Source organism: Micromonospora sp. WMMD987, assembly GCF_029581435.1.
Taxonomy (GTDB): domain Bacteria; phylum Actinomycetota; class Actinomycetes; order Mycobacteriales; family Micromonosporaceae; genus Micromonospora; species Micromonospora rifamycinica.
Genome location: NZ_CP120861.1, coordinates 351,009 through 371,218, shown reverse-complemented (window position 1 = coordinate 371,218; position 20,210 = coordinate 351,009). Strand labels below are relative to the sequence as shown.

18 protein-coding genes are annotated in these 20,210 nt (G+C 72.8%); 12 read left to right on the top strand and 6 right to left on the bottom strand.

What is annotated here, in order from left to right:
* The first annotated feature begins 162 nt into the window (after positions 1–162).
* The 4 genes from O7612_RS01625 to O7612_RS01610 all read left to right on the top strand — a co-directional run bounded on the left by O7612_RS01625 (position 163) and on the right by O7612_RS01610 (position 5,405).
* On the top strand, positions 163–300 hold the full coding sequence (locus tag O7612_RS01625; RefSeq protein WP_172898419.1) for a hypothetical protein: 138 nt from the start codon (positions 163–165) through the stop codon (positions 298–300).
* Positions 301–478: 178 nt separating this feature from the next.
* Positions 479–1,864, top strand: a complete 1,386-nt coding sequence (locus O7612_RS01620) for a hypothetical protein (protein ID WP_282267338.1) — start codon at positions 479–481, stop codon at positions 1,862–1,864.
* Positions 1,865–2,274: 410 nt separating this feature from the next.
* Positions 2,275–5,082 carry a hypothetical protein gene (locus tag O7612_RS01615; RefSeq protein WP_282269809.1) on the top strand — a complete coding sequence of 936 codons (2,808 nt, stop codon included), beginning with the start codon at positions 2,275–2,277 and terminating at the stop codon, positions 5,080–5,082.
* Positions 5,083–5,192: 110 nt separating this feature from the next.
* Positions 5,193–5,405, top strand: coding sequence for a hypothetical protein (locus O7612_RS01610; protein WP_282269807.1), 213 nt, complete (start codon positions 5,193–5,195; stop codon positions 5,403–5,405).
* Positions 5,406–5,449: 44 nt separating this feature from the next.
* On the opposite strand, the gene O7612_RS01605 is transcribed toward O7612_RS01610, so the two are convergent.
* Positions 5,450–6,475, bottom strand: coding sequence for a DUF2690 domain-containing protein (locus O7612_RS01605; protein ID WP_282269805.1), 1,026 nt, complete (start codon positions 6,473–6,475; stop codon positions 5,450–5,452).
* Between the two features lie 267 nt (positions 6,476–6,742).
* Between O7612_RS01605 and O7612_RS01600 the strand changes: the two genes are divergently transcribed.
* The 6 genes from O7612_RS01600 (at position 6,743) to O7612_RS01575 (ending at position 15,835) form a co-directional block, all read left to right on the top strand.
* On the top strand, positions 6,743–7,558 hold the full coding sequence (locus O7612_RS01600; RefSeq protein WP_282269804.1) for a hypothetical protein: 816 nt from the start codon (positions 6,743–6,745) through the stop codon (positions 7,556–7,558).
* A 50-nt stretch (positions 7,559–7,608) separates the two neighbouring features.
* Positions 7,609–8,481 (top strand): transglycosylase SLT domain-containing protein, encoded by an 873-nt coding sequence (locus O7612_RS01595; protein ID WP_282269802.1) that lies wholly within the window; start codon positions 7,609–7,611, stop codon positions 8,479–8,481.
* Between the two features lie 393 nt (positions 8,482–8,874).
* A complete protein-coding gene (locus O7612_RS01590) occupies positions 8,875–9,228 on the top strand; it encodes a hypothetical protein (RefSeq protein ID WP_282269799.1) in 354 nt (117 codons plus the stop codon).
* A 60-nt stretch (positions 9,229–9,288) separates the two neighbouring features.
* The gene (locus O7612_RS01585) at positions 9,289–13,089 is read left to right on the top strand and encodes a HEAT repeat domain-containing protein (protein ID WP_282269797.1); all 3,801 of its coding nucleotides are present in this window, start codon (positions 9,289–9,291) and stop codon (positions 13,087–13,089) included.
* 655 nt (positions 13,090–13,744) lie between these two features.
* Positions 13,745–13,927 carry a hypothetical protein gene (locus O7612_RS01580; protein ID WP_282269794.1) on the top strand — a complete coding sequence of 61 codons (183 nt, stop codon included), beginning with the start codon at positions 13,745–13,747 and terminating at the stop codon, positions 13,925–13,927.
* A 69-nt stretch (positions 13,928–13,996) separates the two neighbouring features.
* Positions 13,997–15,835: an NHL domain-containing thioredoxin family protein gene (locus O7612_RS01575; RefSeq protein WP_282269793.1), complete on the top strand. Its 1,839-nt coding sequence runs from the start codon at positions 13,997–13,999 to the stop codon at positions 15,833–15,835.
* Positions 15,836–15,845: 10 nt separating this feature from the next.
* Here O7612_RS01575 and O7612_RS01570 read toward each other — a convergent pair whose 3' ends face one another.
* From O7612_RS01570 to O7612_RS01560, 3 genes are read right to left on the bottom strand one after another with little or no spacing between them, the layout of a single operon-like run.
* Positions 15,846–16,595, bottom strand: a complete 750-nt coding sequence (locus O7612_RS01570; protein ID WP_282269792.1) for a 5-oxoprolinase subunit PxpA — start codon at positions 16,593–16,595, stop codon at positions 15,846–15,848.
* A complete protein-coding gene (locus O7612_RS01565) occupies positions 16,579–17,427 on the bottom strand; it encodes a biotin-dependent carboxyltransferase family protein (RefSeq protein WP_282269790.1) in 849 nt (282 codons plus the stop codon). The genes O7612_RS01570 and O7612_RS01565 overlap by 17 nt, the downstream gene beginning before the upstream one ends.
* Entirely contained in the window at positions 17,424–18,035 is a 612-nt protein-coding gene (locus O7612_RS01560) for an allophanate hydrolase subunit 1 (RefSeq protein WP_282269788.1), read from the bottom strand. The genes O7612_RS01565 and O7612_RS01560 overlap by 4 nt, the downstream gene beginning before the upstream one ends.
* Before the next feature lie 107 nt (positions 18,036–18,142).
* On the opposite strand from O7612_RS01560, the gene O7612_RS01555 reads away from it, so the two are divergent.
* Positions 18,143–18,820, top strand: a complete 678-nt coding sequence (locus tag O7612_RS01555) for a hemolysin III family protein (RefSeq protein ID WP_282269786.1) — start codon at positions 18,143–18,145, stop codon at positions 18,818–18,820.
* Between the two features lie 101 nt (positions 18,821–18,921).
* On the opposite strand, the gene O7612_RS01550 is transcribed toward O7612_RS01555, so the two are convergent.
* Positions 18,922–19,212 carry a DUF6458 family protein gene (locus O7612_RS01550; RefSeq protein ID WP_282269784.1) on the bottom strand — a complete coding sequence of 97 codons (291 nt, stop codon included), beginning with the start codon at positions 19,210–19,212 and terminating at the stop codon, positions 18,922–18,924.
* A gap of 123 nt (positions 19,213–19,335) precedes the next feature.
* On the opposite strand from O7612_RS01550, the gene O7612_RS01545 reads away from it, so the two are divergent.
* A complete protein-coding gene (locus O7612_RS01545; RefSeq protein ID WP_282269782.1) occupies positions 19,336–19,872 on the top strand; it encodes a histidine phosphatase family protein in 537 nt (178 codons plus the stop codon).
* A gap of 17 nt (positions 19,873–19,889) precedes the next feature.
* Here O7612_RS01545 and O7612_RS01540 read toward each other — a convergent pair whose 3' ends face one another.
* Positions 19,890–20,159 (bottom strand): DUF6458 family protein, encoded by a 270-nt coding sequence (locus O7612_RS01540; RefSeq protein ID WP_067300694.1) that lies wholly within the window; start codon positions 20,157–20,159, stop codon positions 19,890–19,892.
* Between the last annotated feature and the right edge of the window lie 51 nt (positions 20,160–20,210).

Here is a 20,210-nt window from a genome sequence, read left to right as displayed (position 1 = left end):
CGTTGCTATTGGGGGAAGAAACAGTGACCCACGCCTCTTGTGAACCTTCGATCCTTAGGCAGGTGTCTCAGCTCACCTAATAATCGATGGCGAACGACGGCCGATCGGTGTTCAATGGAGTCATCAAGGGGCTGACAACCGAATAGTCGGAGGAGAAACACCATGAGCATGATCGAGCGAATCCGCACCCGTCGTGACGCCACCCGTCGGGCCCGTGCCATCGAGCACGCGCTGCGCTCGGCCAACTCGCCCGCGGTCCGCGACGAGATCATCGCGATCGCCCAGCGTCACATGAGCTGACCCGGCACCGACCTTCCTCTCCCTCCTCCAGATCGATGACCCGCCCGGACCCCGGGCGGGTCATCCTCGTGTTTTGACCATCGTGGGGATTTGTGGTGGTCGAGGTCTAGCGGAACAGGGAGAACCCTGTCCATGATCTGAGTTCTCACACAAAGATCATCAATGGGCAGGGTTCTCGATGAGGAGCGTAGCGGCTACCGGTGCCGGTGACAGCGAGCTGGGCCGGATCTTGTTGGATGCGTGGCGGCGGGAGTTGTACGAGGGTGTCCTCGTGTCGCGGTCGAGGACGTTGTTCTCGCTGGTCGATGAGCTGGCCGCGGACCAGGGACGGTGTGGCTGCCCGGCGCATCTGTCGCTGGGCACGGTCACCGGGCACGCCGCGGCGTACCGGGCGTTACGCGACGGCGAGATCGATACCGGCCGGGCGTTGCGGGCGGCGTGCCGGATCGCCGCTCGGTCCGGTCTGCCCCGGGTGTATGCCGTCGATACCACCGCGTGGCCCCGGCCGAACGCAGCCACCAGCCCGGACCGGCAACCGCAGTACACCCCAGGCGGCCCGCGTGGTGCGGCGCTGATCAAGACCGGGTGGCGGTATCAGCACGTCGTCCGGTTGACGCTGACCCCGGACTCGTGGGTCGTGCCGGTCCTGGCCGACCGCATCACCTCCGACGACGACCTGGTCGAGGTCACCGTCGGCCACATCGCACAGATCTGCGCAGCCGACGGCGCCCGCCCGGGCGACCCGTCGCTGTTCCTCCTCGATTCCGGCTATCCCGCGGCCCGGATCACCCACCTGATCCGCGAACGCAGGATTCCCGCGGACGTCCTGGTCAGACTCGCGACCTCGCAGACCATGTGGACCAGACCCGAACACCGGGCCGCCCACCCACTCGGAGGCCGGCCCCGCCGACACGGATTCCGGCTGACCCTGCGCGAACCCGACCTGACCCCGGACGCCGGTGTCAGCGGACCACTCGACATCTACGGCACCGTCACCGTCCGGGCCTGGCACCAGGTCCACCCCAAACTCACCCGCGCCAGCCGCGGATTCACCGGCCAGACCACCCTCCCGATCGTGGAAGGCACCGTGCTCCTCGCCCGGGTCCAGCACCTACGCCCCAGCCGCCGCGCCGGCGACCTCGCACTCTGGTACTCCGGCACCCGCCGCGACCTACTCACCCTTGTCATGACCTACCTGACCCGCTACGACATCGAGCACTACTTCCGCCACCTGAAGACCACCGCCCACGCCCCGGACTTCCACCCCCGCCAACCCGACACCCTGACCACCTGGCTCCGCCTACACGCCTACGCCTACCTCCACCTGTTCTGCACCCGCACCCACCTCACCCACCACCGGCTGCCCTGGGAACCCACCACCACCACAACCCCCACCCCCGGCCAGACCCGCCGACAGGTTTCGCCCGCTCTCCGCAACGCCTGGCAACCACCAGGCCACCCGAAACCCGGACACCCCGGACCCGGACGCCCCGCCGGAAAACGCCGCAAACGCCGAACCCGCTACCCCGTCATCCGCCGCAACGCCATCCACAAGGGCAAATAACACCCCACCCCCACACCACCACGAACACCCACACCACACCACCACGAACACCCACACCACACCGCCAGACCACCCTGCCCACACAACGGTCAAAACACGAGGATGACCCGCCCGGACCCCGGGCGGGTCATCGGCGTTCCGGACCCGTTGAGACCGGGATTCCACCTCGCCACGACGCCCGGTACGGTGGTTCCGGTCGCCACCCGCCGACCTGGACACCGATCGCGCCGGATGGATGCCGATCGACACCGTCCGGCGACGCGGAGTGACGGCCGGTGCTCCCTGGGTGCCCCGCGCGCGAACCGGATACCGTGCGGGGAGCCCGCACGGCCGAACCGGCCGGGCACCGGTGACACAGCCGACCGGACGGACGGCATCGGCGGCCGACATGTGATGGAGGAGGCGCACCCATGACGTCCGAGGGCCAGCATCGCCCCGGCCAGGAGCCGGACGAGGTGCCGCCGGGCTCCGGGGGACCGGCGTCTTACGGCGACCGGCAGCCGCAGCAGGACCCCGGGTACGGCGTCCCCGCCACACCCGACCTGGGCTGGGCGCCGCCACCCCCCACCGCTCGGGCCGAGCCGAACGGCCCGTCCTGGTCCCCTCCCGCCCAGCCGGCGGCCTGGGGCAGCCCGCAGGCTCCCCGGCAGTCCGAGCCGACCGAGGCGTGGACCCCGCCGGCCGGTGCCACGTCCCCCGCCTGGGCCGGGCAGCCCGGACAACCGGCCTGGGCACCGCCCGAGCCCGGTGCCCGTGGTGCCGCCCGGGTGCCGCAGCCCGACAACCCGGCCGGCGGCGGTTGGTCCGCCCCGCCCGACCCCGCTCCGGCCGCGCCCGCCGGCTGGCCCGCCCAGGGTTCCGCGCCGCACGACGCGATCCCCGGCGCCAACGGCTGGGGCACCGCGCCCGCACCCGCGCAGGACGCGCCCCGCGCCGGTGGCTGGCCGACCGACGACCGGGTCGACGCCGCCCGGGGCAACGGCTGGTCCGCCGACGACCGGGCCGGGGCCGCCCCGACCCGGGACGGCTGGCCGGGCGGCCCCCAGGACGCGCCGGGCAACTCCGGCGGCTGGGCGACCGGCACCGCGTCCCAGCCCGACGGGGCACCCCGTCCCGCCGGTCGGGCCTCGGTGCCCGTACCGGCCCAGCCGGACGCGCCGAACCAGACCGCGCCCTGGCCGCAGCCGGACGCTCCGAACCAGACCGCGCCCTGGCCACAGCCGGAGACTCCGAACCAGACCGCGGCCTGGCCGCAGCCGGAGGCCGGCGGCCAGGGGGGTACCCAGGTGCCACCGGCCGACGCTCCGGCGGCCGAGGGCTGGTCCACCGGGGACGACCCGGCCCGGGCCGGCGGCTGGCCCGCCAACCGGCCCGGCCCGGACGACGCTGGCCGCTCCGGTGACTGGCCGAACGGCTCGTCGAACGACCGGGCACCACAGTGGGCACCGGACGAGCCCGCCACGGCCCGCTGGGAGGGCCGCCGCGAACAGCCGGCCCCCGACTCCTGGCCCGCCGCGGCAGGCCACGACGACCAGCCGCGCCAGGACGACCCGGCACCGGGCCAGCAGTGGCCGACGCCACAGGCCGGTTCCCGGGGTGCTGCCGCCGTACCCTCCCCGGACGAGCGTCCCGAGGCCGGGGCGGCCTGGCCGGCACCGGAGCTGCCCGCCCGGGCCTCCACGTCGGTCGCCGCACCGGACGGTCCGCCCGCCTGGGCCGGTGACCCGCAGCCGCCGCACCGGGCGGGTGTCGAACGTCCGGTGGTGCCGGACGCCGAACCGTGGGCACCCGGGCAGGCGTGGGGCCGCGTCGAGCCCGCCGCCCAGCCCGCCGAGAGCGGCTGGGAGCCACGTCGCGGCGACGACCAGCCGATCTACCAGCCGGGGCCGGCCCCCGGCATCTCACCGGCCAATGCGGTGCCGCTCCCGCCGCAGGAGCAGCGCGTCCCCGGGGCCAGCCTGGCCGCCGCGCCGCCGGCCGACTACGTGCCGCCGGCCCAGCAGAGCGGCCCCGAGCAGCAGCCGCACGGCCGCGAGGCGGGCGGCTGGGGCGCAGCAGAGCAGCCGCCGTCGGCCGCGCCGGTGTTGCCCGCCCAGCGGACCGCGCCCGAGTCCGACGGTCCCGGTCGCGCCCCGGTGCCGGCCGCCGACGGCGGGGATTCCGGCGCCGTCGGCCGGGCCTCCGCCAGCGCCTCGGTGCCGACGGCCAGCCGGGTCGCACCCCCGTCCGACCAGGGGGCACGTCCGGGTGGTCCGGTGGTCCCGCAGCCCCGGGTGTACGGGCGACCGGCCCGCCCGGAGCCGGCGGACGAGGCCGAGGAGCACGACGCCCCGCGTCCCGACCACGACTCCCACTTCGACGACCAGGACCGGCCCCGGTTCGACGGTCCCGGGCAGTCCCGGTTCGACGGCCCGGAGCACCCCGCGTTCGACGGCCCTGAGCGGTCCCGGTTCGACGACCAGGACCGGGCGCACGGCTTCGGCGGTGAGAAGCCCTCGTCCGCCCCGCCCGCGTTCGGCGGCGGCATCCCGGCCTTCGCCGACCCGGCCGGCAGCAACCGGCCGATGAACGGCACCCGGCCGCACGGGCCGACCGACCAGCCCGCCGAACCGTTCGGCAGCCGCCCGACCAGCGGCGGCCCGACCAGCGGTGCCCCGGCGGGTACCGCGCCCGTGCCGGGATACGGCCACCCGGCACACGACCCGGCTCACGGCGGGTACGCGTCGCCCTTCCCGCCCGCGGGTCAGCAGTTCCCGCCCGCTGGTCAGCAGTTCGGTCCGGCCGGGCAGCAGCCCGGCACCGCCAGTTGGCCGGTCGAGTCCGATGCGGAGCACGGGCGCTTCGACGCGTTCAAGCCGGAGACCGAGCCGGAGCAGAAGGCCGAGCAGCCCACGCCGAAGGTGCGTAACGGTCGGGTGCTCGCCCTGGTGCTGATCGTGGCGGTGCTGATCCTGGCCGTCCCGCTGGGGTTGCTGATGCTCCTCGGCAAGATCGGTGCGGACGACGAGCCGGCCCCGTTCAACCCGGCCGTCGGCTCCTGCGTCAAGCAGTCCGGCACCGGCGCGAGCGCGGCGGGCTGTAGCGAACCGGGTGCCTTCACGGTCGTCTCCAAGGTGGACGCCAAGGAGAAGTGCACCGACCCGACCCAGCCGCACGTGGTGCTCCAGGGCGGCGGGGTCGACCGGGTGCTCTGCCTGAAGCCGGCCGCCGCGCAGTAACGACGTACGACGGCGGGGCACGGTCGACCGTGCCCCGCCGTCGGTGTTTCGGGAGCCGCGCACGGGGCAGTCTTGAGGGCACGCAGACGTTGAGCCCGAGGAGGTCCCCCATGGCCGGCAACGAGCACGAGGTCAACCGCAGCGCCCGCAGCGGTCGGTTCGTCACCGAGAGCACCACCGAGCGGGAGCCCCGGCACACGACCACCGAGCAGGTCGGCGGCGGCGGGGACCGCGAGGTCAACCGCAGTGCGAGCACCGGCCGGTTCGTCACCGAAACCACCGCCGAGCTGCACCCCTCGACGACCGAGACCCAGCACGTCTGACCGCAGGCCGACCATCGCCCCCCGCGTGGACGCGGGGGGCGGTGTCATGTCCGGGCACCGAGTCGTACGCAGGGGGTCCGCGCGCTCGCCAGCAGGCGGCGATTGTCCGCCGCGGTGATATCCACGGTGACCGACACACAGCCTTCGGTGGTCCGCAGCACGTTGCCGAACACGCTGTAGACCTGGCGTTTCACCATGTACGGATAGTCGAACCGGCTGGCCGCCCCGTCGGACGGGCGGGTGGCGGCCAGCCGGACGGTCGCCCCGGTCGGCACCCGCTCGGTGGAGACGAAGAGCGGCCAGGCCGCCCGGCAGCGCGGTGAGTGGCGCAGCGTCAGACTCCCGTAGGCCGGCTGCTTCGGGTCGGGATCCGGGACGGGGACGGTCTCCACGCTGAGCGCGTCGACCTGACAGCGCGCCTCCTGCGGGTCCGCCCCGTCCGCGACGGCGACGGCGGCGGTCGTGGGTGCCGGGGTCGAGGTGTCCGTGGGCCGGTCCGCCCGTCGGTCCGGGCCGATATCCGTGCCGACCAGCAGCGGAACGACAGAGCCGGCGACGAGCACCGTCAGGCCCGCCGTCGCGGCCAGCGCCCAGCGGGCCAGCACCGGCCGCCGCGTCGACGTCGGTCGCTGCGCCGCCGGTCGTCCCGTGGCCGGTTCGGCCCCCTGGCCCGGTTCGGCTCCGTGGTCCGCTTCGGCTCGGTGGTCCGCTTCGGCTCGGTGGTCCGCTTCGGCTCCGTGGTCCCGTTCGGCTCGGTGGTCCCGTTCGGCTCGGTGGTCCGGTTCGGCCTCCCGGTGCCAGCGGGCCCGCCAGGCCTCCTCGTCCCCACCGCAGGCCCGGACGAACGCCATGGTCAGTTCCAGCGACGGCAGCCGGGTGCCGGACAGCACGCCGGCCAGGGCGGTGTGCGAGTAGTGCGCGGTCGTGGACATCTTCCGCAGGGAGGGCTGCCCGGCGTCGCGCCGCAGCCGGGCGAGGTCGGCGACGAACTCACGGTGCCGCGTGTCGCCGTCGTGGTCCCGGGTATCGCCGGGCACCTGGCCGTCGGGTCGTCCGCTTCGCCCCGTCATGAACCCTCCCCTGCGTGTAAACCCTGGTGTCAACGTCCGTCATGCCAGTGCTTTACAGGCGGGCGTCACGACAGGATCGACCCCGGAGCAGCCACCCGCCTGATAGGTGCCGGTGAATATGATCTCACGGGGAGTGTCGAGTGGGGCACGCATCCGAACGGTTCGGTATCGACGTTCGCCCCGGACACACGGATCACCCGGGTCACCGTCCGACGGGAACACCGCGCCGGTCCCGGGGCGGTGCCGATCTCTCGACAGGAGAACCGCGTGTACCACACGAACGGCACGAACGCCTCGGGGACGACGCCCCGTCGACGGCTGCCGAGGCTCGTCGGACGGGTCCTCGCCGCCTGCGGCGTCACGGCGATGGTCCTGGTGGGTACGGCCTCGCCGTCGTTCGCCGGCATCACCGGCTACAGCGTCGCCGGCACGGGCGGCGCGGGCCTGATGGTGCGCACCAGCCCGTACGACGCGAACGCCGGCACGGTGGCCGTCCTCGGTGACGGCACCGGATTCACCGCCGAGTGCGCGGTACGCGGACGCAACATCTCCGGCAACTCCGTCTGGCACCGGATCAGCGCCCCGGCCAGTGGCTGGATCAGCGACTACTACACCAACACCCCGGGGTTCAACCAGTACCTGCCCGGTGAGCCGGAGTGCACCACCACCCCGCCGCCCACCGGCACCCGGGAGGACCGGGCCATGGCCTGGGCCCGGTCGGTCATCGGCCAGGCGTACACCAACGGGGACCTGGGCGACTCCAACCACGCGTGGGACGGCTGGTGCGACAACTTCGTCGGGCACGCCTACGGTCGGGCCGCCAGCGGCTACGCGTCCGCCATCGTGCACTACAACGCGCTGCTCTCGCGCGGCATGATCCGCACCACGGGCACCCCGCCGTCCGGCGCGCTGGTCTTCTACGCCGCCGCGTCGATCAACGGGTACTACGGCCACGTGATGCTCTCCGAGGGCAACGGCAACTACATCACCTCGGCGGCCACCGTCCGCCGCGTGTCGCTGACCTGGCCCGGTGCGCCGTACCTCGGCTGGTCCTATGCCGATCCGGAGTGGACCGGGCGCTGACGCCCCCACCCGGCCCGACTCCCCTCCGGTCGTCCGCCGAAAGGATCATGATGCGTCTCCCCCTTCCCACCCCCGCCGCCCGGCGTGCGCTGCGGCTGGCCCTCGGCCTGGTGCTGGTCGCCGTGGCCGGTGCCGGCACCATGCCCGCCGCCGCCACCGCCGCGCCCACCACCACCGCCCCGGCCGCCCATACCGCGCCGGCTCCCCGGCCCGACGACCAGGCCGGACCGGCCAGTGTGGGCGGCCCCGCCACCGGCGCGAAGGCGAACCGGGTGGGCGTCAACGCGGTCGGCATCGACCTGTGCGCGCAGGTCGCCCAGGCCGCCGGATTCCGGAACAACCCGCTGGTCACGGCTGTGGCCGTCGCGATGGCCGAGTCCTCCTGCAACCCGTCGGCGGTGGGCAGCAACGGCCCCACCGCCGGCTGCTCGAACGGTTCGCTGGACCGGGGGCTGTGGCAGATCAACAACTGCTACCACCCCACCGTCACCGACAGCTGCGCCTACAACGCCCAGTGCAATGCCAACGCCGCCTACAGCATCTCCAGCGGCGGCAGCAACTGGCAGCCCTGGTCGACGTACAACAACGGGGCGTACGCCGGCTACCTGTCCGCCGCGCAGGCCGCCGTGGCCCGCCTCGGCGGCGGTAACCCGCCGACCGGCGTGACCGGCACGATCCTGGCCAACCCGTCCCTCAACATCCGGACCGGGCCGGGGACCACCTACGGCATCGCCGGTTCCGTCAACTACGGCGCGACGGTGAACATCTCCTGCTACACCTTCGGCGAGTACGTCAGTGGCGGCTACTGGCCGTCGTCCACCTGGGACCGGATCACCAACCCGGCGACGGGGGTGACCGGCTACGTGGCCGACACCTGGGTCAACACCACCTACGACGTGAAGACGATGGTCGGTCGCTGCTGACCCTCCCGTCCGGGCCGCGCGGGCAGGGTCGGACCCTCCCGCGCGGCTCGTCGTGACCGCCGCCGTCCCGACACCGCGGCGACCCCACGACCGCGCCCCTCCCCACGCAGCAACGACCCACATCCCACGGCTTCCGGGAGTGACGACGACCCACACATCCCACGGCGGCGACGACCCACGCCTCGCTCCTCCGGGCGCGGCGTCGGCGACCCACCGTTTCCGGAGAGAGCGGTATGCCTGACAGGCATAAACATGACTGACAGGCATACCGGTGTACGCCGACATCACTTCCCGGCCCGGCAGCGGACAGAGCTCGTGACTCTCCCTCAGGTTCCCGGGACCGGTCGGTGTTACGGTCGGAGCAGAGGCTTCACATCGACGACGGAGGCCCGAATGGGTCATCGAGGATCGTTCCCCTCGGGATTCGCCCGGTCGTTCAACGCCCGGATCATGGCACTGCGGTCCTCGCCACGCTGGGGGCGGTTCCTCCGGCGGCACCTGGCCGTGGTCACCTACACCGGTCGCCGTTCCGGACGGACGTTCAGCACGCCCGTCGCGTACCGGCAGACCGGTGATGAGGTGGTCATCCAGGTCGCGATGCCCGACGCCAAGCAGTGGTGGCGGAACTTCCTGGGCGCGGGCGGCCCGATCTCGCTGAACCTCGACGGGGTCGACCGGGCCGGGCACGGGGTGGCCCGCCGGGACGACCGGGGCCGGGTCACCGTCACCGTCGACCTGACCCCCTGACCAGGCCCCGGTCGGCTATACGACTATCCCTTGTGGTCGGTCTGCCTAGACTTGCCGGCCATGGACCCTGTCGCGCTGGCCACGGCGCTGGCGAAGTCGATCCTGTCGCAGGTCGGCAAGGAGATCGGCACCGCCGCCGCCAAGGGGGTCAAGGCCCGCGTCTGGGGAGACCCGGAGCACAAGGCGTTGGAGCGTGCGTTGCGCCGCGCCCTCACCGAGCTGAACCGGTCGTACGGCGACCGGCTGGCCGAGTTCGACATCAACGACGGCTTCTGGGCGCACGAGGGCGCTCCCGAGCTGGCGAAGGTACTCGTCCCCGGCGTGCCGCCCTCGCCGGTGCGGCTGGCGGAACGGGCCGTCGACGCGTTGGGGCCGGCCGCCTCCGACGACGAACGGTACGACCGGATCGGCCTGCTGCGGCCGGCGTTCAAGGCCCTGCTCGACGGGCTGGCCGCCGAGGTACGCCGCGAGACGGCCCTCCAGGGGATGCTCGGCCGCTCCGATGCCGCGTCGACCGCCCAGGCGACCAGCCGCATCGCCGAGCACCTGGGCGCGGTCGACGCCACCGACGACGACCGGATCGCCTACCTACGCTGGCTGATCGACCAGCACCGCTACCTGCGTACCGTGGGGGTGGTCCGGAACACCACCGTGCAGCTTCCGTTGGGCGAGGTGTTCGTCGGGTTGCAGGCGCAGCGGGACCGCAATCCCGGCGACCGGGCGCGGGCCTGGTTCGAGCGCGAGCGGGAGCGGCTGGCCGCCCGGGTGGCCGAGGGAACGCTGGACCACACCGGTTTCGAGGCAGCCCTCGACCGGTTGCAGACGGAGTACGGCCACCGGTTCGCCGCCGAAACCGACCAGCCGGCCCGGCAGCCGGTGCTCGACGCGGTCCGCGACGCCGCCCAGTTGCTGGTTCTGGGCGACCCGGGAACGGGCAAGACCACCCTGCTGCGTTACCTGGCCCTGACCCACGCCCGGGCGCTGATCGCCGGCGAGCAGGTCCAGGGCCGGGGTGCGCTGTTCCCGATCTACCTTCGCATCGGCGAGTACGCCCGTCAGGGGTATCCCGAGGTGGGCATCGGCGAGTTCCTGCCCGGCCAGCTCCGCCGCGCCGAGTGCACCCTGCCGGGGCTGGCCGACCTGCTACGCCGCCAGCTCGACGCCGGCCGCTGCCTGGTGCTGCTGGACGGCTTGGACGAGATTGCCTCGGCGGAGCTGCGCCGGGGCGTGGTCACGGCGGTGGCCAACTTCGTGACCGCCCATGCCCGGCAGGGCAACCGGTTCGTGGTGACCAGCCGGATCGCCGGCTACCAGGCCGCCCCGCTGCCGGACCCGTTCCGCGCGGTGCGGCTCCAGGACATGGACGACCCGACGATCACCCGGTTCCTCGACGTCTACTGCCGCGAGGTCGAGCGCGCCGAAACCCCGGGCCGGTCCGCCGAGGCCACCCGGCTGGCCGGCGCACGCGAGGCCACCGCGATCGAACAGGCCCTCACCACCAACGCCGGGGTACGCCGGCTGGCCGCCAACCCCCTGCTGCTGACCGCTTTGGTGCTGGTGCACCGGGCCAGCGGCCGGCTCCCGCACCGGCGGGTCGAGGCGTACGTGGAGGTGTGCAACGCGCTCGGGCGCACCTGGCGCAGCGCCCAGGGGGTCGCCGAGGCCGACCTGCCCGACGAGCGGATCCTGACCCGGTGGCTGACCGAGCTGGGCTGGTGGATGCACGAGCACCGCCCGGAGGGCGCCGCCACCCGGCTGGAACTACTCGACGTCCTCGGCCCATTGTGGGCAACTCACCAGGGCACCGGGTGGGATCGACGCATGCTGGAAGCCGCCGACCCGCTGCGCACCGACGCCGGGCTGGGGGTGCTCGACTTCGTCGACAAGGCCGACACGCACACCGGCCTGCTGGTCGAGCGTGCTCCCGGCCGCTACGGCTTCGCCCACCTGACCTTCGAGGAGTACTACGCCGGCCGGGCGCTGGCGTTCCGGGGCTCGGCCACCGACCGGATCAGCGAGATCCGCCGCCGGCTGCACGACCCGCGCTACGAGGAGCCGATCCTGCTCGCGCTCGGCCTGATCGGCACCGACTACGTCGAACAGATCGACGAGGTGGTGGCCAAGGCGGTCTATCCGGCCGAGGGCGATCCGAGCCCGTACGAGGAACTCCTCGGCCGGGACTTCCTGTTCATGCTCCGGGTGCTGGCCGACGACACGCCGCTGAAGACGTCGACCATCGACGCGGTGATCACCCAGGCGGTCGACGAGTGGTTCGACCAGGAGCACAGCCGATGCCGCTTCGCCGCCTACCGCGTCGCCCTGTCGGAACGGTTCGCGGCGCTGGGCGGCACCAGAGCCGCTGATCGATTCCGCGCTGCCCTGGACAGCCGTGCCGTCCCTTCGGGTGATGTCACTCTGCTGCGCTGGTGCCAGCTTGCGGCCATCGCTGCCCGACTCGGCGCACTGAACGAACCCACCACCACCACACTGACCACCCTCGCCACCACCCACGCCTACTGGCGCGTACAGGTTGAGGCGTTCCGGGCGCTGGCCGACGTCGGCGCGCTCAGCGAACCCGCCACCACCGCACTGACCGCCGTCGCCACCAGCACCCACACTCAACCACGCATACAGATCGAGGCGTTTCGGGTGCTGGCTGAAGCTGGCGCATTCACCGAACCAGCCACCACCGCACTGACCACCCTCGCCACCACCCACCCCGACCCGGACGTCCAGATCCAGGCGATCTGGGCGTTGGCGGACGTCGGCGCTCTCACCAGAACCGCCACCACCGTACTGACCACGCTCGCCATCACCCATACCAACCCGCGCGTACAGATCGAGACGATTCGGTCGCTGACCGAAGCCGGCGCATTCACCGAACCGGCCACCACCGCACTGACCACCCTCGCCACCACCCACACCCAGCCGTACGTACAGATCGAGGCATTTCGGGCGCTGACCGCAGCCGGCGCACTCACTGAACCGGCCACCACCGCACTGACCGCCCTCGCCACCACCCACACCCAGCCGTACATACAGATCGAGGCGATCCAGGTGCTGGCCGCAGCCGACGCACTCACGGACTCCACCACCACCGCACTGACCACCCTCGCCACCACCCACCCTGACCCGGACGTGCAGATTCAGGCGATCCGGGCGCTGACCGCAGCCGGCCCACTCGCGGACCCCACCACCACCGCACTGACCACCCTCACCACCACCCACCCCGACCCGTACGTACAGATCGCGGCGTTCCGGGCGCTGACCGCAGCCGACGCACTCACCGAACCGGCCACCACCGCACTGACCACCCTCGCCACCACCCATGCCAACCCGCACATACGGCTCCAAGCCATTCGGGCGCTGGCCGGAGCCGGTGTCCTCACCGAACCGGTCACCACGGCACTGGCCACTCTCGCCACCACCCACGCTCAACCACGCATACAGATCCAGGCGATCCGGACGCTGGCCGAAACCGGCACACTCACCGAACGGGCCACCACGGCACTGACCACCCTGGCCACCACGGCCGAACTGGGGGAGACGCGGTCGGTCGCAGTAAGGCTGTTTCGCTACGCGACGCCCTCCAGAGAAATTCAGAACCTGCTTCTGAAACTGTTGGTAGATAGCAGTTTTCAGATACGCTACGAAGCCAAGAGCGCGCTGATCAATGTGTCCCGCAGGCGTCCGGAACTAGCGCCGGGCATCCTGCCAGACCTCGCCAGGATATGCGACTATTCCGCCGACGGTGGGGCAGCCGTGTCAGACGAGGTATATGAAACCCTGCTGGCACACGTCGAGGCCACCCTTTCCGTCGATCGCCAAATAAACAGCTACTCGAATACCCGAACCATCTGATTGGTATCCACCTTGACCGCCGAGGCCGGTCACCGTCACCACAGATCACGTAGACGGCCGCCAGAAGAACCGGTACGGCTACGGTCCGCTCTGGAGCCCCGGACGGGCACCGACAGCAGAAACCTGGCGTACAGATCCACCACCGGCACCGTCGGAAGATCACCCACTGCCGTCACGAAGAGGCTCGCCAGGTAGCTCTGGGCTGTCCACAGATCCCCCGCCGCGAGAACCTTCCGCGCCTCGGGACACGGATACGGCTGCTGGCATGCCGCGCAGCACCACGCCGGACGCTGCGGCCGGTGGGCGGTCACCAGTGCCGCCCCACATTGGCATGGTGCGCCTGACCCCGCGTCGCCCATGATCCCCGGCCGGGCTGCGGGTAGGCGCGGGTCGGCTCGTTCGCCCATCCCGGGCGCAGAGGAGTCGGCTCGGCCGGCTCCGGACTCCGTGTGCGATCCGGGCAGTGCCGCCACCGAAGACCACAGACGCATGCGCGGGACCATCGGCGGCGTCGGTGGACGAGATCAGTAGGTATCGGCTCGGTCGCTCTGCGTAGAGGCATAGGCTCAACCTTGGCGGACCCGTAGGCAGGTCGTCAACCCCCTCGGTGACAGGTTGCCTACCCGTGTCACCGGATGGTCCGACCGTGCGTGTGATGGCCCTCTCGGAGGTCGCCGACTATCTCGGCGTCTCCCGCCAGCGCGCCGCGATCCTGGTCGACCGCCCGGACTTTCCGGCCCCGATCGACACCCTGACCGTCGGCCGGATCTGGGACGCCATCGAGGTCCGCGCCTACGCCGCGAAACGCCGAGAGCGCAACGAGGGCGGCGCGGGCTAGCAAGCGCCGATGCGTCGGCCGGGTCACGATGCCCGGCCCGCCCCGGGGTGACGTGGCAGGCTGACGGGCATGGGAACGACACCGCGCGTACGTGCCCCCGAACTGCGGGGCAGGCAGTGGCTCAACACGGGTGGGCGGGAGCTGAGGCTCGCCGACCTGCGGGGAAAGATCGCCTTGTTGGATTTCTGGACCTTCTGCTGCATCAACTGCCTGCATGTGCTCGACGAGTTGCGCCCGCTTGAGGAGAAGTACGCCGACGTGCTGGTCGTCGTCGGGGTGCACTCGCCGAAGTTCGAGCACGAGAAGGACCCGGCCGCGTTGGCCGCCGCCGTCGAGCGGTACGGCGTGCACCACCCGGTGCTCGACGACCCCGAGCTGGACATGTGGCAGCAGTACGCGGCGAAGGCGTGGCCCACCCTGGCGGTGGTCGACCCGGAGGGTTACGTGGTCGCCACGATGGCCGGCGAGGGTCACGCCGAGGGGCTGGTCCGGCTGCTCGACGACCTGATCGCCACCCACGAGGCCAAGGGCACCCTGCACCGGGGCGACGGGCCGTACGTGCCGCCGACGCCACCCGAGACGACGCTGCGCTTCCCCGGCAAGGCCGTGCTGCTCGACGGTGGGAACCTGCTGGTCTCGGACTCGGCCCGGCACAGCCTGGTCGAGCTGGCCCCGGACGGCGAGACGCTGGTCCGGCGGATCGGCTCGGGTGAGCGGGGTCGGGTCGACGGGCCGGCCGCCTCGGCGGGCTTCGCCGAACCGCAGGGGCTCTGCCTGCTGCCTCCACACGTGGCCGAGGTCGCCGGCTACGACCTGCTGGTCGCCGACACCGTCAATCACCTGCTGCGCGGCGTACGCCTGGACACCGGCGAGGTGACCACGGTCGCCGGCACCGGCCGGCAGTGGCGCTCCACGGTCGACGACCACGCCCACGACGCGCTCTCCGTCGACCTTTCCTCCCCCTGGGACCTGGCCTGGTACGACGACCGGATCATCGTGGCGATGGCCGGCATCCACCAGCTCTGGTGGTTCGATCCGGTCAAGCGGACCGCCGGCATGTGGGCGGGCACCACCGTCGAGGCGCTGCGCGACGGACCGCTGACCGAGGCGTGGCTGGCCCAGCCGTCCGGCCTGTCCGTCTCGGCCGACGGCGCGCGGCTGTGGGTGGCCGACAGCGAAACCAGCGCCATCCGGTACGTGCAGAACGGCGTGCTCGGCACCGCCGTCGGGCAGGGACTGTTCGACTTCGGGCACGTGGACGGGCCGGCCGACCGGGCGTTGCTCCAGCATCCGTTGGGGGTGTGCGCGCTGCCCGACGGCTCGGTGCTGATCGCCGACACCTACAACGGCGCGGTCCGCCGCTTCGACCCGGCGACCGGCCTGGTCGCCACGGTGGCCGACGGGCTGGCCGAGCCGAGCGACCTGGTGCTCACCGCCGACGGCGGGGTGCTGGTGGTGGAGTCGGCCGCGCACCGGTTGACCCGGCTCGCCCCGGGCGCGTTGACCGCCGCCGGGGCGGACACCGTGGACGGTCCCCGGCACCGGCTGGAACGTCAACCCACCGACGTCGCGGCCGGCGAGGTGACCCTGGAGGTGATCTTCACGCCGGCGCCGGGGCAGAAGCTGGACGAGACGTACGGGCCGTCGACCCGGCTGGTCGTCTCGGCCTCGCCGCCGGAGCTGCTGGTCGAGGGGGCGGGCACCGGCACCGAGCTGTCCCGCCGGCTGGTCATCGACCCGGCCGTGCCGCAGGGGGTGCTCCAGGTGACCGCCCAGGCCGCCACCTGCGACGCCGACGTCGAGCACGCCGCCTGCCACCTGACCCGGCAGGACTGGGGCGTCCCGGTCCGGGTGGCAGGCGACGGCGCGACCCGGGTTCCGCTGGTGCTGCGCGGCCTGGACGCCTGACCGCGAGCCGTCAGGCGAACGGGGTCGGGGTGACCCCGGCCTCGATCAGCGCGGCCCGCACCAGGGCGGCCGAGGCGACCGCGCCGGGGCTGTCCCCGTGCAGGCAGATCGAGGCGACCGGGCACGGCACGACGGTCCCGTCGACCGCCACCACCGTCCGCTCGGTGGCCATCCGGACCGCCCGCAGCGCCACCTCCTCCGGATCGGTGACCAGCGCGCCCAGCGCGGTACGCGGCACCAGCGTCCCGTTGGGCAGGTAACCCCGGTCGGCGAAGCCCTCGGCGACCACCCGCAGTCCCGCGCCGACGGCGAGCTGGGCGAGGGTGGAGCCGGGCGCGCACAGGATCGGCAGCTCGTGGTCGTACCCGCTGACCGCCGCGACCAGGGCGGCGGCCTGCACCTCGTCGGTGGCCGCCGCGTGGTAGAGCGCGCCGTGCGGCTTGAGGTAGCGGACCCGGGTGCGGTACGGCCGGCAGAACGCGTCGAGCGCCCCGAGCTGGTAGGTCACCTCGTCGCGCAGCTCGTCGAAGCCGTACGCGATGTGCCGGCGGCCGAAGCCGGCCAGGTCCCGGTAGCCGACCTGCGCGCCGACCGCGACGCCGCGTTCGGCGGCGGCGGCGCAGACCCGCCGCATGGTCGACGGGTCGCCGCCGTGGAAGCCGCACGCCACATTGGCGGAGGTGACCAGGTCGAGCAGCGCCTCGTCGTCGCCGAGCCGCCAGATGCCGAATCCCTCGCCGAGGTCAGCGTTGAGGTCCATGGAACCTCACCGTAGTCCCCGGTCGGGCCTGCGCGAGCCCGGTCACGTCGTCCACCACGCCGATCACCGGGTAGCCGCCGGTGGTCGGATGGTCGGCCAGAAAGATCAACGGCTGGCCGTCGGCGGGCACCTGCACCGCGCCGAGCACCACTCCCTCGCTGGGCAGCTCACCGGCCACCGCGCGGGGCAGCGCCGCGCCGACCAGTCGCGCACCGACCCGGTCACTCACCGGACTCACCGTGTACGCCGTGCCGAGCAGCAGTTCCATCGCCCCGGCGGTGAACCAGTCGGCGCGCGGGCCGGGGCGCAGGGCCAGCCACAGCTCCGTCGGCACCGGTCGGCCGACGGTGAAGTCCACCGGTGCGGGCGGTCCGGCCGGCGGGCCGAGCGGGAGCCGGTCGCCGTCGCGGACCGGGGGTGGGCCGAGGCCGGAGAGGGTGTCGGTGGCGCGGCTGCCGAGCACCGGGTCGACGGCGATCCCCCCGTCGACCGCCAGCCAGTTGCGCAGCCCGTGCCGGGGTGGGCCGATCCGCAGCACCGCCCCCGCCGGGACCGCGAGCGGTCGGCCCACGTCACCGGGCCGCCGGTCGACCCGGACGTCGACGTCGGCCCCGGTCACCGCCACCGTGCCGGCCCGGGTCAGCCGCAGCTCGCACCCGCCGAGGGTCAGCTCCAGACCGGCGGTGTCCGCCGGGTTGCCGACCAGCCGGTTCGCCAACGCCAGCGCCGCCGGATCGAGCGCCCCCGACCGGGGTACGCCGAGGTGCGCCCAGCCGGGCCGCCCCAGGTCCTGCACGGTGGTACGCGGCCCCGCCCGCCGTACCTCGATCACACCGTCACCAGCCGGACCCGGGTACCGGGGGTGAGGGTGGCCGGCGGGTCGGCGGACACGTCGAACAGGGTCAGCGTGGTCCGCCCCACCAGCAGCCAGCCGCCCGGCGAGGCGGTGGGATAGATCCCCGCGTACGGCCCGGCGAGGGCGACCGACCCGGCGGGCACCCGGGGGCGCGGGGTGGGCAGGCGGGGCACCGCGTACCGCGGGGGCAGCCCGGTCAGGTAACCGAAGCCGGGGGCGAAGCCGCAGAACGCCACCCGGAACTCGGTGTCCGCCAGGCGGCGCACCACCTGGGGCACGGTCAGCCTCCAGTGCCCGGCGACCAGGGGAAGGTCCTCCCCGTCGTACACGGTGGGGATTTCGAGGGTCGCGGTGCCGGCCGTGGTGGTGACCGGGGCGGGGGTCCAGCCGGCGATCCGGGCGGCCGCGGACTCCGGGTCGGGCACCCCGTCGAGCAGGACGGTGCCGGCCGCCGGGACGATCTCGGTGGCGCTCAGGTCACCGGCCGCGCGGCGGCGCCACAGCTCGGCCCGCCACTGTTCCACCTGGCCGGGGTGGTCGCAGTCGAGCAGCAGGGCGTGCCGGCCCACGGGTCGGATGCGCATTCCGCCATACTCCCCGATCGATGCTCCGTCCAGGGTCGGTGGACTCGACCGGCGTGGTGACGGTTCGCACTACCCAGAAGTAACCTACGGTGTCGTAACCTATTCGCGTGACGACCTCCGCACCGCTTCGACTCAAGCCGGTCGACATCGGTAAGCCCCGGATGCGCGGCTGGCTGCACACCTACGCGTTCTTCGTCGCGCTCGTCTGCGGCATCGTGCTCTGTGCCGTCGCGGCGACCCGTTCCGGCTGGTCCCCCCTGGTGAGCTGCCTGATCTACAGCGTGACCGTCTGCGGCCTGTTCGGCACCAGCGCCCTCTACCACCGTCGGGTGTGGTCGGAGCGCGGCTACCAGATCATGCGCCGGATGGACCACTCGATGATCTTCGTGTTCATCGCCGGCACGTACACCCCGCTCTGTGTCCTGCTGCTCGACCGGTCGACAGCCGTCCTGATGCTCGGCCTGGTCTGGGGCGGGGCGTCGGCGGGTGTCGCCGTCAAGCTGATCTGGCCGCACGCGCCGCGCTGGGTCTCCGCCCCGCTCTACCTGGCCCTCGGCTGGGTGTCGGTGGCGATCCTCCCGCAGATCCTGAGCCAGGGCGGGGTCACCGTGCTGGTGCTGCTCGCCGCCGGTGGCGCGGTCTACAGCATCGGTGCCGTCTGCTACGCGCTGCGCCGGCCGAACCCGTGGCCCACCGTCTTCGGCCACCACGAGTTCTTCCACGCCTGCACCCTGGTCGCCGCCGGATGCCACCACATCGCGATCTACTTCGCCCTCTTCGGCTGACCCCACCGGCCGGGCACCGTCGGCAGGAAAGCGGGCACCCCGGGCGGGGAAAAGTTCGAGGACCCCGCGCCGTTGCGGGGTCCTCGACATCCTGTGCGCGGTCAGACCGGGTAGCCCGGCCCCCGCGACTCGCGGTACTCCTCACGCACCACCCGGTCGCCCTGCACCGGCACGACCCGGTCGGCGACGACCTGGTCCTGACGAATCCCGGTGGTGACGACCGCCCGGCGGCGGCTGTTCCAGAAGTAGAGGGTGGTCAACAGCCCGACGAGACCGGCGAGCATCAGCACCCAGCCGACCACGTCGAGGTTGAGCCATCCCAATTCGGCGTCGACGGCGAACGCGAAGATCGCGCCCACCGCGATGAGGAAGATACTGGCACCGATGCCCATGACATGCCTCCCTGGCTGTCCGCTGGCGTTACCCACCCGCCACGGCCATCGAGGGCATCGATGAGCGAGTGGCCCCATCGACATACCCAGGCGACACGCGCGCCAATCAGGCAAGCTGTTCCCATGACGGACGGTGGGGCCGAGACCCGGACACTGGTGCTGCTGCGACACGCCAAGGCCGAACCATCCGGGGCCGGCCCCGACGTCGAGCGGCGGCTCACCGCACGTGGGCACGCGGACGCCGCCGCCGCCGGGGTATGGCTGGCCCGCCGGGTCCTGCCGCCGGACGTGGTGATCTGTTCGGCGGCCCGCCGCACCCGGCAGACCTGGCACGACGTGGCGCTGGGCCTCGCCGGGTGCCCACCGGAGGACGCCCCGGCGGGGGCGGCACCGGCGGTGCGGTACGCCGCCGCCGCGTACGAGGCACACCCGGACGACCTGCTCGACCTGGTGCGGACGGTGGAACCGGAGGCCCGCACGGTCCTGCTCGTCGCCCACAATCCGGGCATCTCGCTGCTGTCGGCGCTCCTCGACCCGGAACGGGCCGACCGGGAGGGGCTGCGCACCACCGATCTCGTGGTGCACCGGGTGGCGACGCCGTGGGCGGAACTGACCCCCGGCGACGCCCCGATCGTCGACCGGCACACCGCGCGGGGTTGACCCGCGCTCGTGCCGGGTCAGGACGGGGGCGCGGTGGGCGGCGGCGGGTCGGGCGGCGGCGGCATCATCGCGGTCGGATGGGAGAGCCGGTTCTCCTCCACGATGAGCGTGCGCGCCCGCTTGCGCCGGTCCTGCCAGAACCACAGCGTGGTGAGCAGCACGGCCAGCCCGGCCAGGATGAACACCCAGCCGACCGCGCGCAGGTCGATCCACCAGACGTTGGCCCGGATGGCGAACGTCATGATCGCGCCGAGCGCGATGAGAAAGATGCCGCTTCCTATCCCCATGTCCCTGCACTCCCCCGTGCGATGGCCGTTGGGCGTGCCCGTGGCCCGCGC

Coding starts and splice junctions, on each gene's coding strand:
- O7612_RS01575 (WP_282269793.1), top strand. CDS start 13,997: ATGGGAACGACACCGCGCGTACGTGCCCCCGAACTGCGGGGCAGGCAG.
- O7612_RS01545 (WP_282269782.1), top strand. CDS start 19,336: ATGACGGACGGTGGGGCCGAGACCCGGACACTGGTGCTGCTGCGACAC.
- O7612_RS01550 (WP_282269784.1), bottom strand. CDS start 19,212: ATGGGCATCGGTGCCAGTATCTTCCTCATCGCGGTGGGCGCGATCTTC.
- O7612_RS01620 (WP_282267338.1), top strand. CDS start 479: ATGAGGAGCGTAGCGGCTACCGGTGCCGGTGACAGCGAGCTGGGCCGG.
- O7612_RS01605 (WP_282269805.1), bottom strand. CDS start 6,475: ATGACGGGGCGAAGCGGACGACCCGACGGCCAGGTGCCCGGCGATACC.
- O7612_RS01570 (WP_282269792.1), bottom strand. CDS start 16,595: ATGGACCTCAACGCTGACCTCGGCGAGGGATTCGGCATCTGGCGGCTC.
- O7612_RS01595 (WP_282269802.1), top strand. CDS start 7,609: ATGCGTCTCCCCCTTCCCACCCCCGCCGCCCGGCGTGCGCTGCGGCTG.
- O7612_RS01590 (WP_282269799.1), top strand. CDS start 8,875: ATGGGTCATCGAGGATCGTTCCCCTCGGGATTCGCCCGGTCGTTCAAC.
- O7612_RS01615 (WP_282269809.1), top strand. CDS start 2,275: ATGACGTCCGAGGGCCAGCATCGCCCCGGCCAGGAGCCGGACGAGGTG.
- O7612_RS01625 (WP_172898419.1), top strand. CDS start 163: ATGAGCATGATCGAGCGAATCCGCACCCGTCGTGACGCCACCCGTCGG.
- O7612_RS01580 (WP_282269794.1), top strand. CDS start 13,745: ATGGCCCTCTCGGAGGTCGCCGACTATCTCGGCGTCTCCCGCCAGCGC.
- O7612_RS01585 (WP_282269797.1), top strand. CDS start 9,289: ATGGACCCTGTCGCGCTGGCCACGGCGCTGGCGAAGTCGATCCTGTCG.
- O7612_RS01610 (WP_282269807.1), top strand. CDS start 5,193: ATGGCCGGCAACGAGCACGAGGTCAACCGCAGCGCCCGCAGCGGTCGG.
- O7612_RS01540 (WP_067300694.1), bottom strand. CDS start 20,159: ATGGGGATAGGAAGCGGCATCTTTCTCATCGCGCTCGGCGCGATCATG.
- O7612_RS01560 (WP_282269788.1), bottom strand. CDS start 18,035: ATGCGCATCCGACCCGTGGGCCGGCACGCCCTGCTGCTCGACTGCGAC.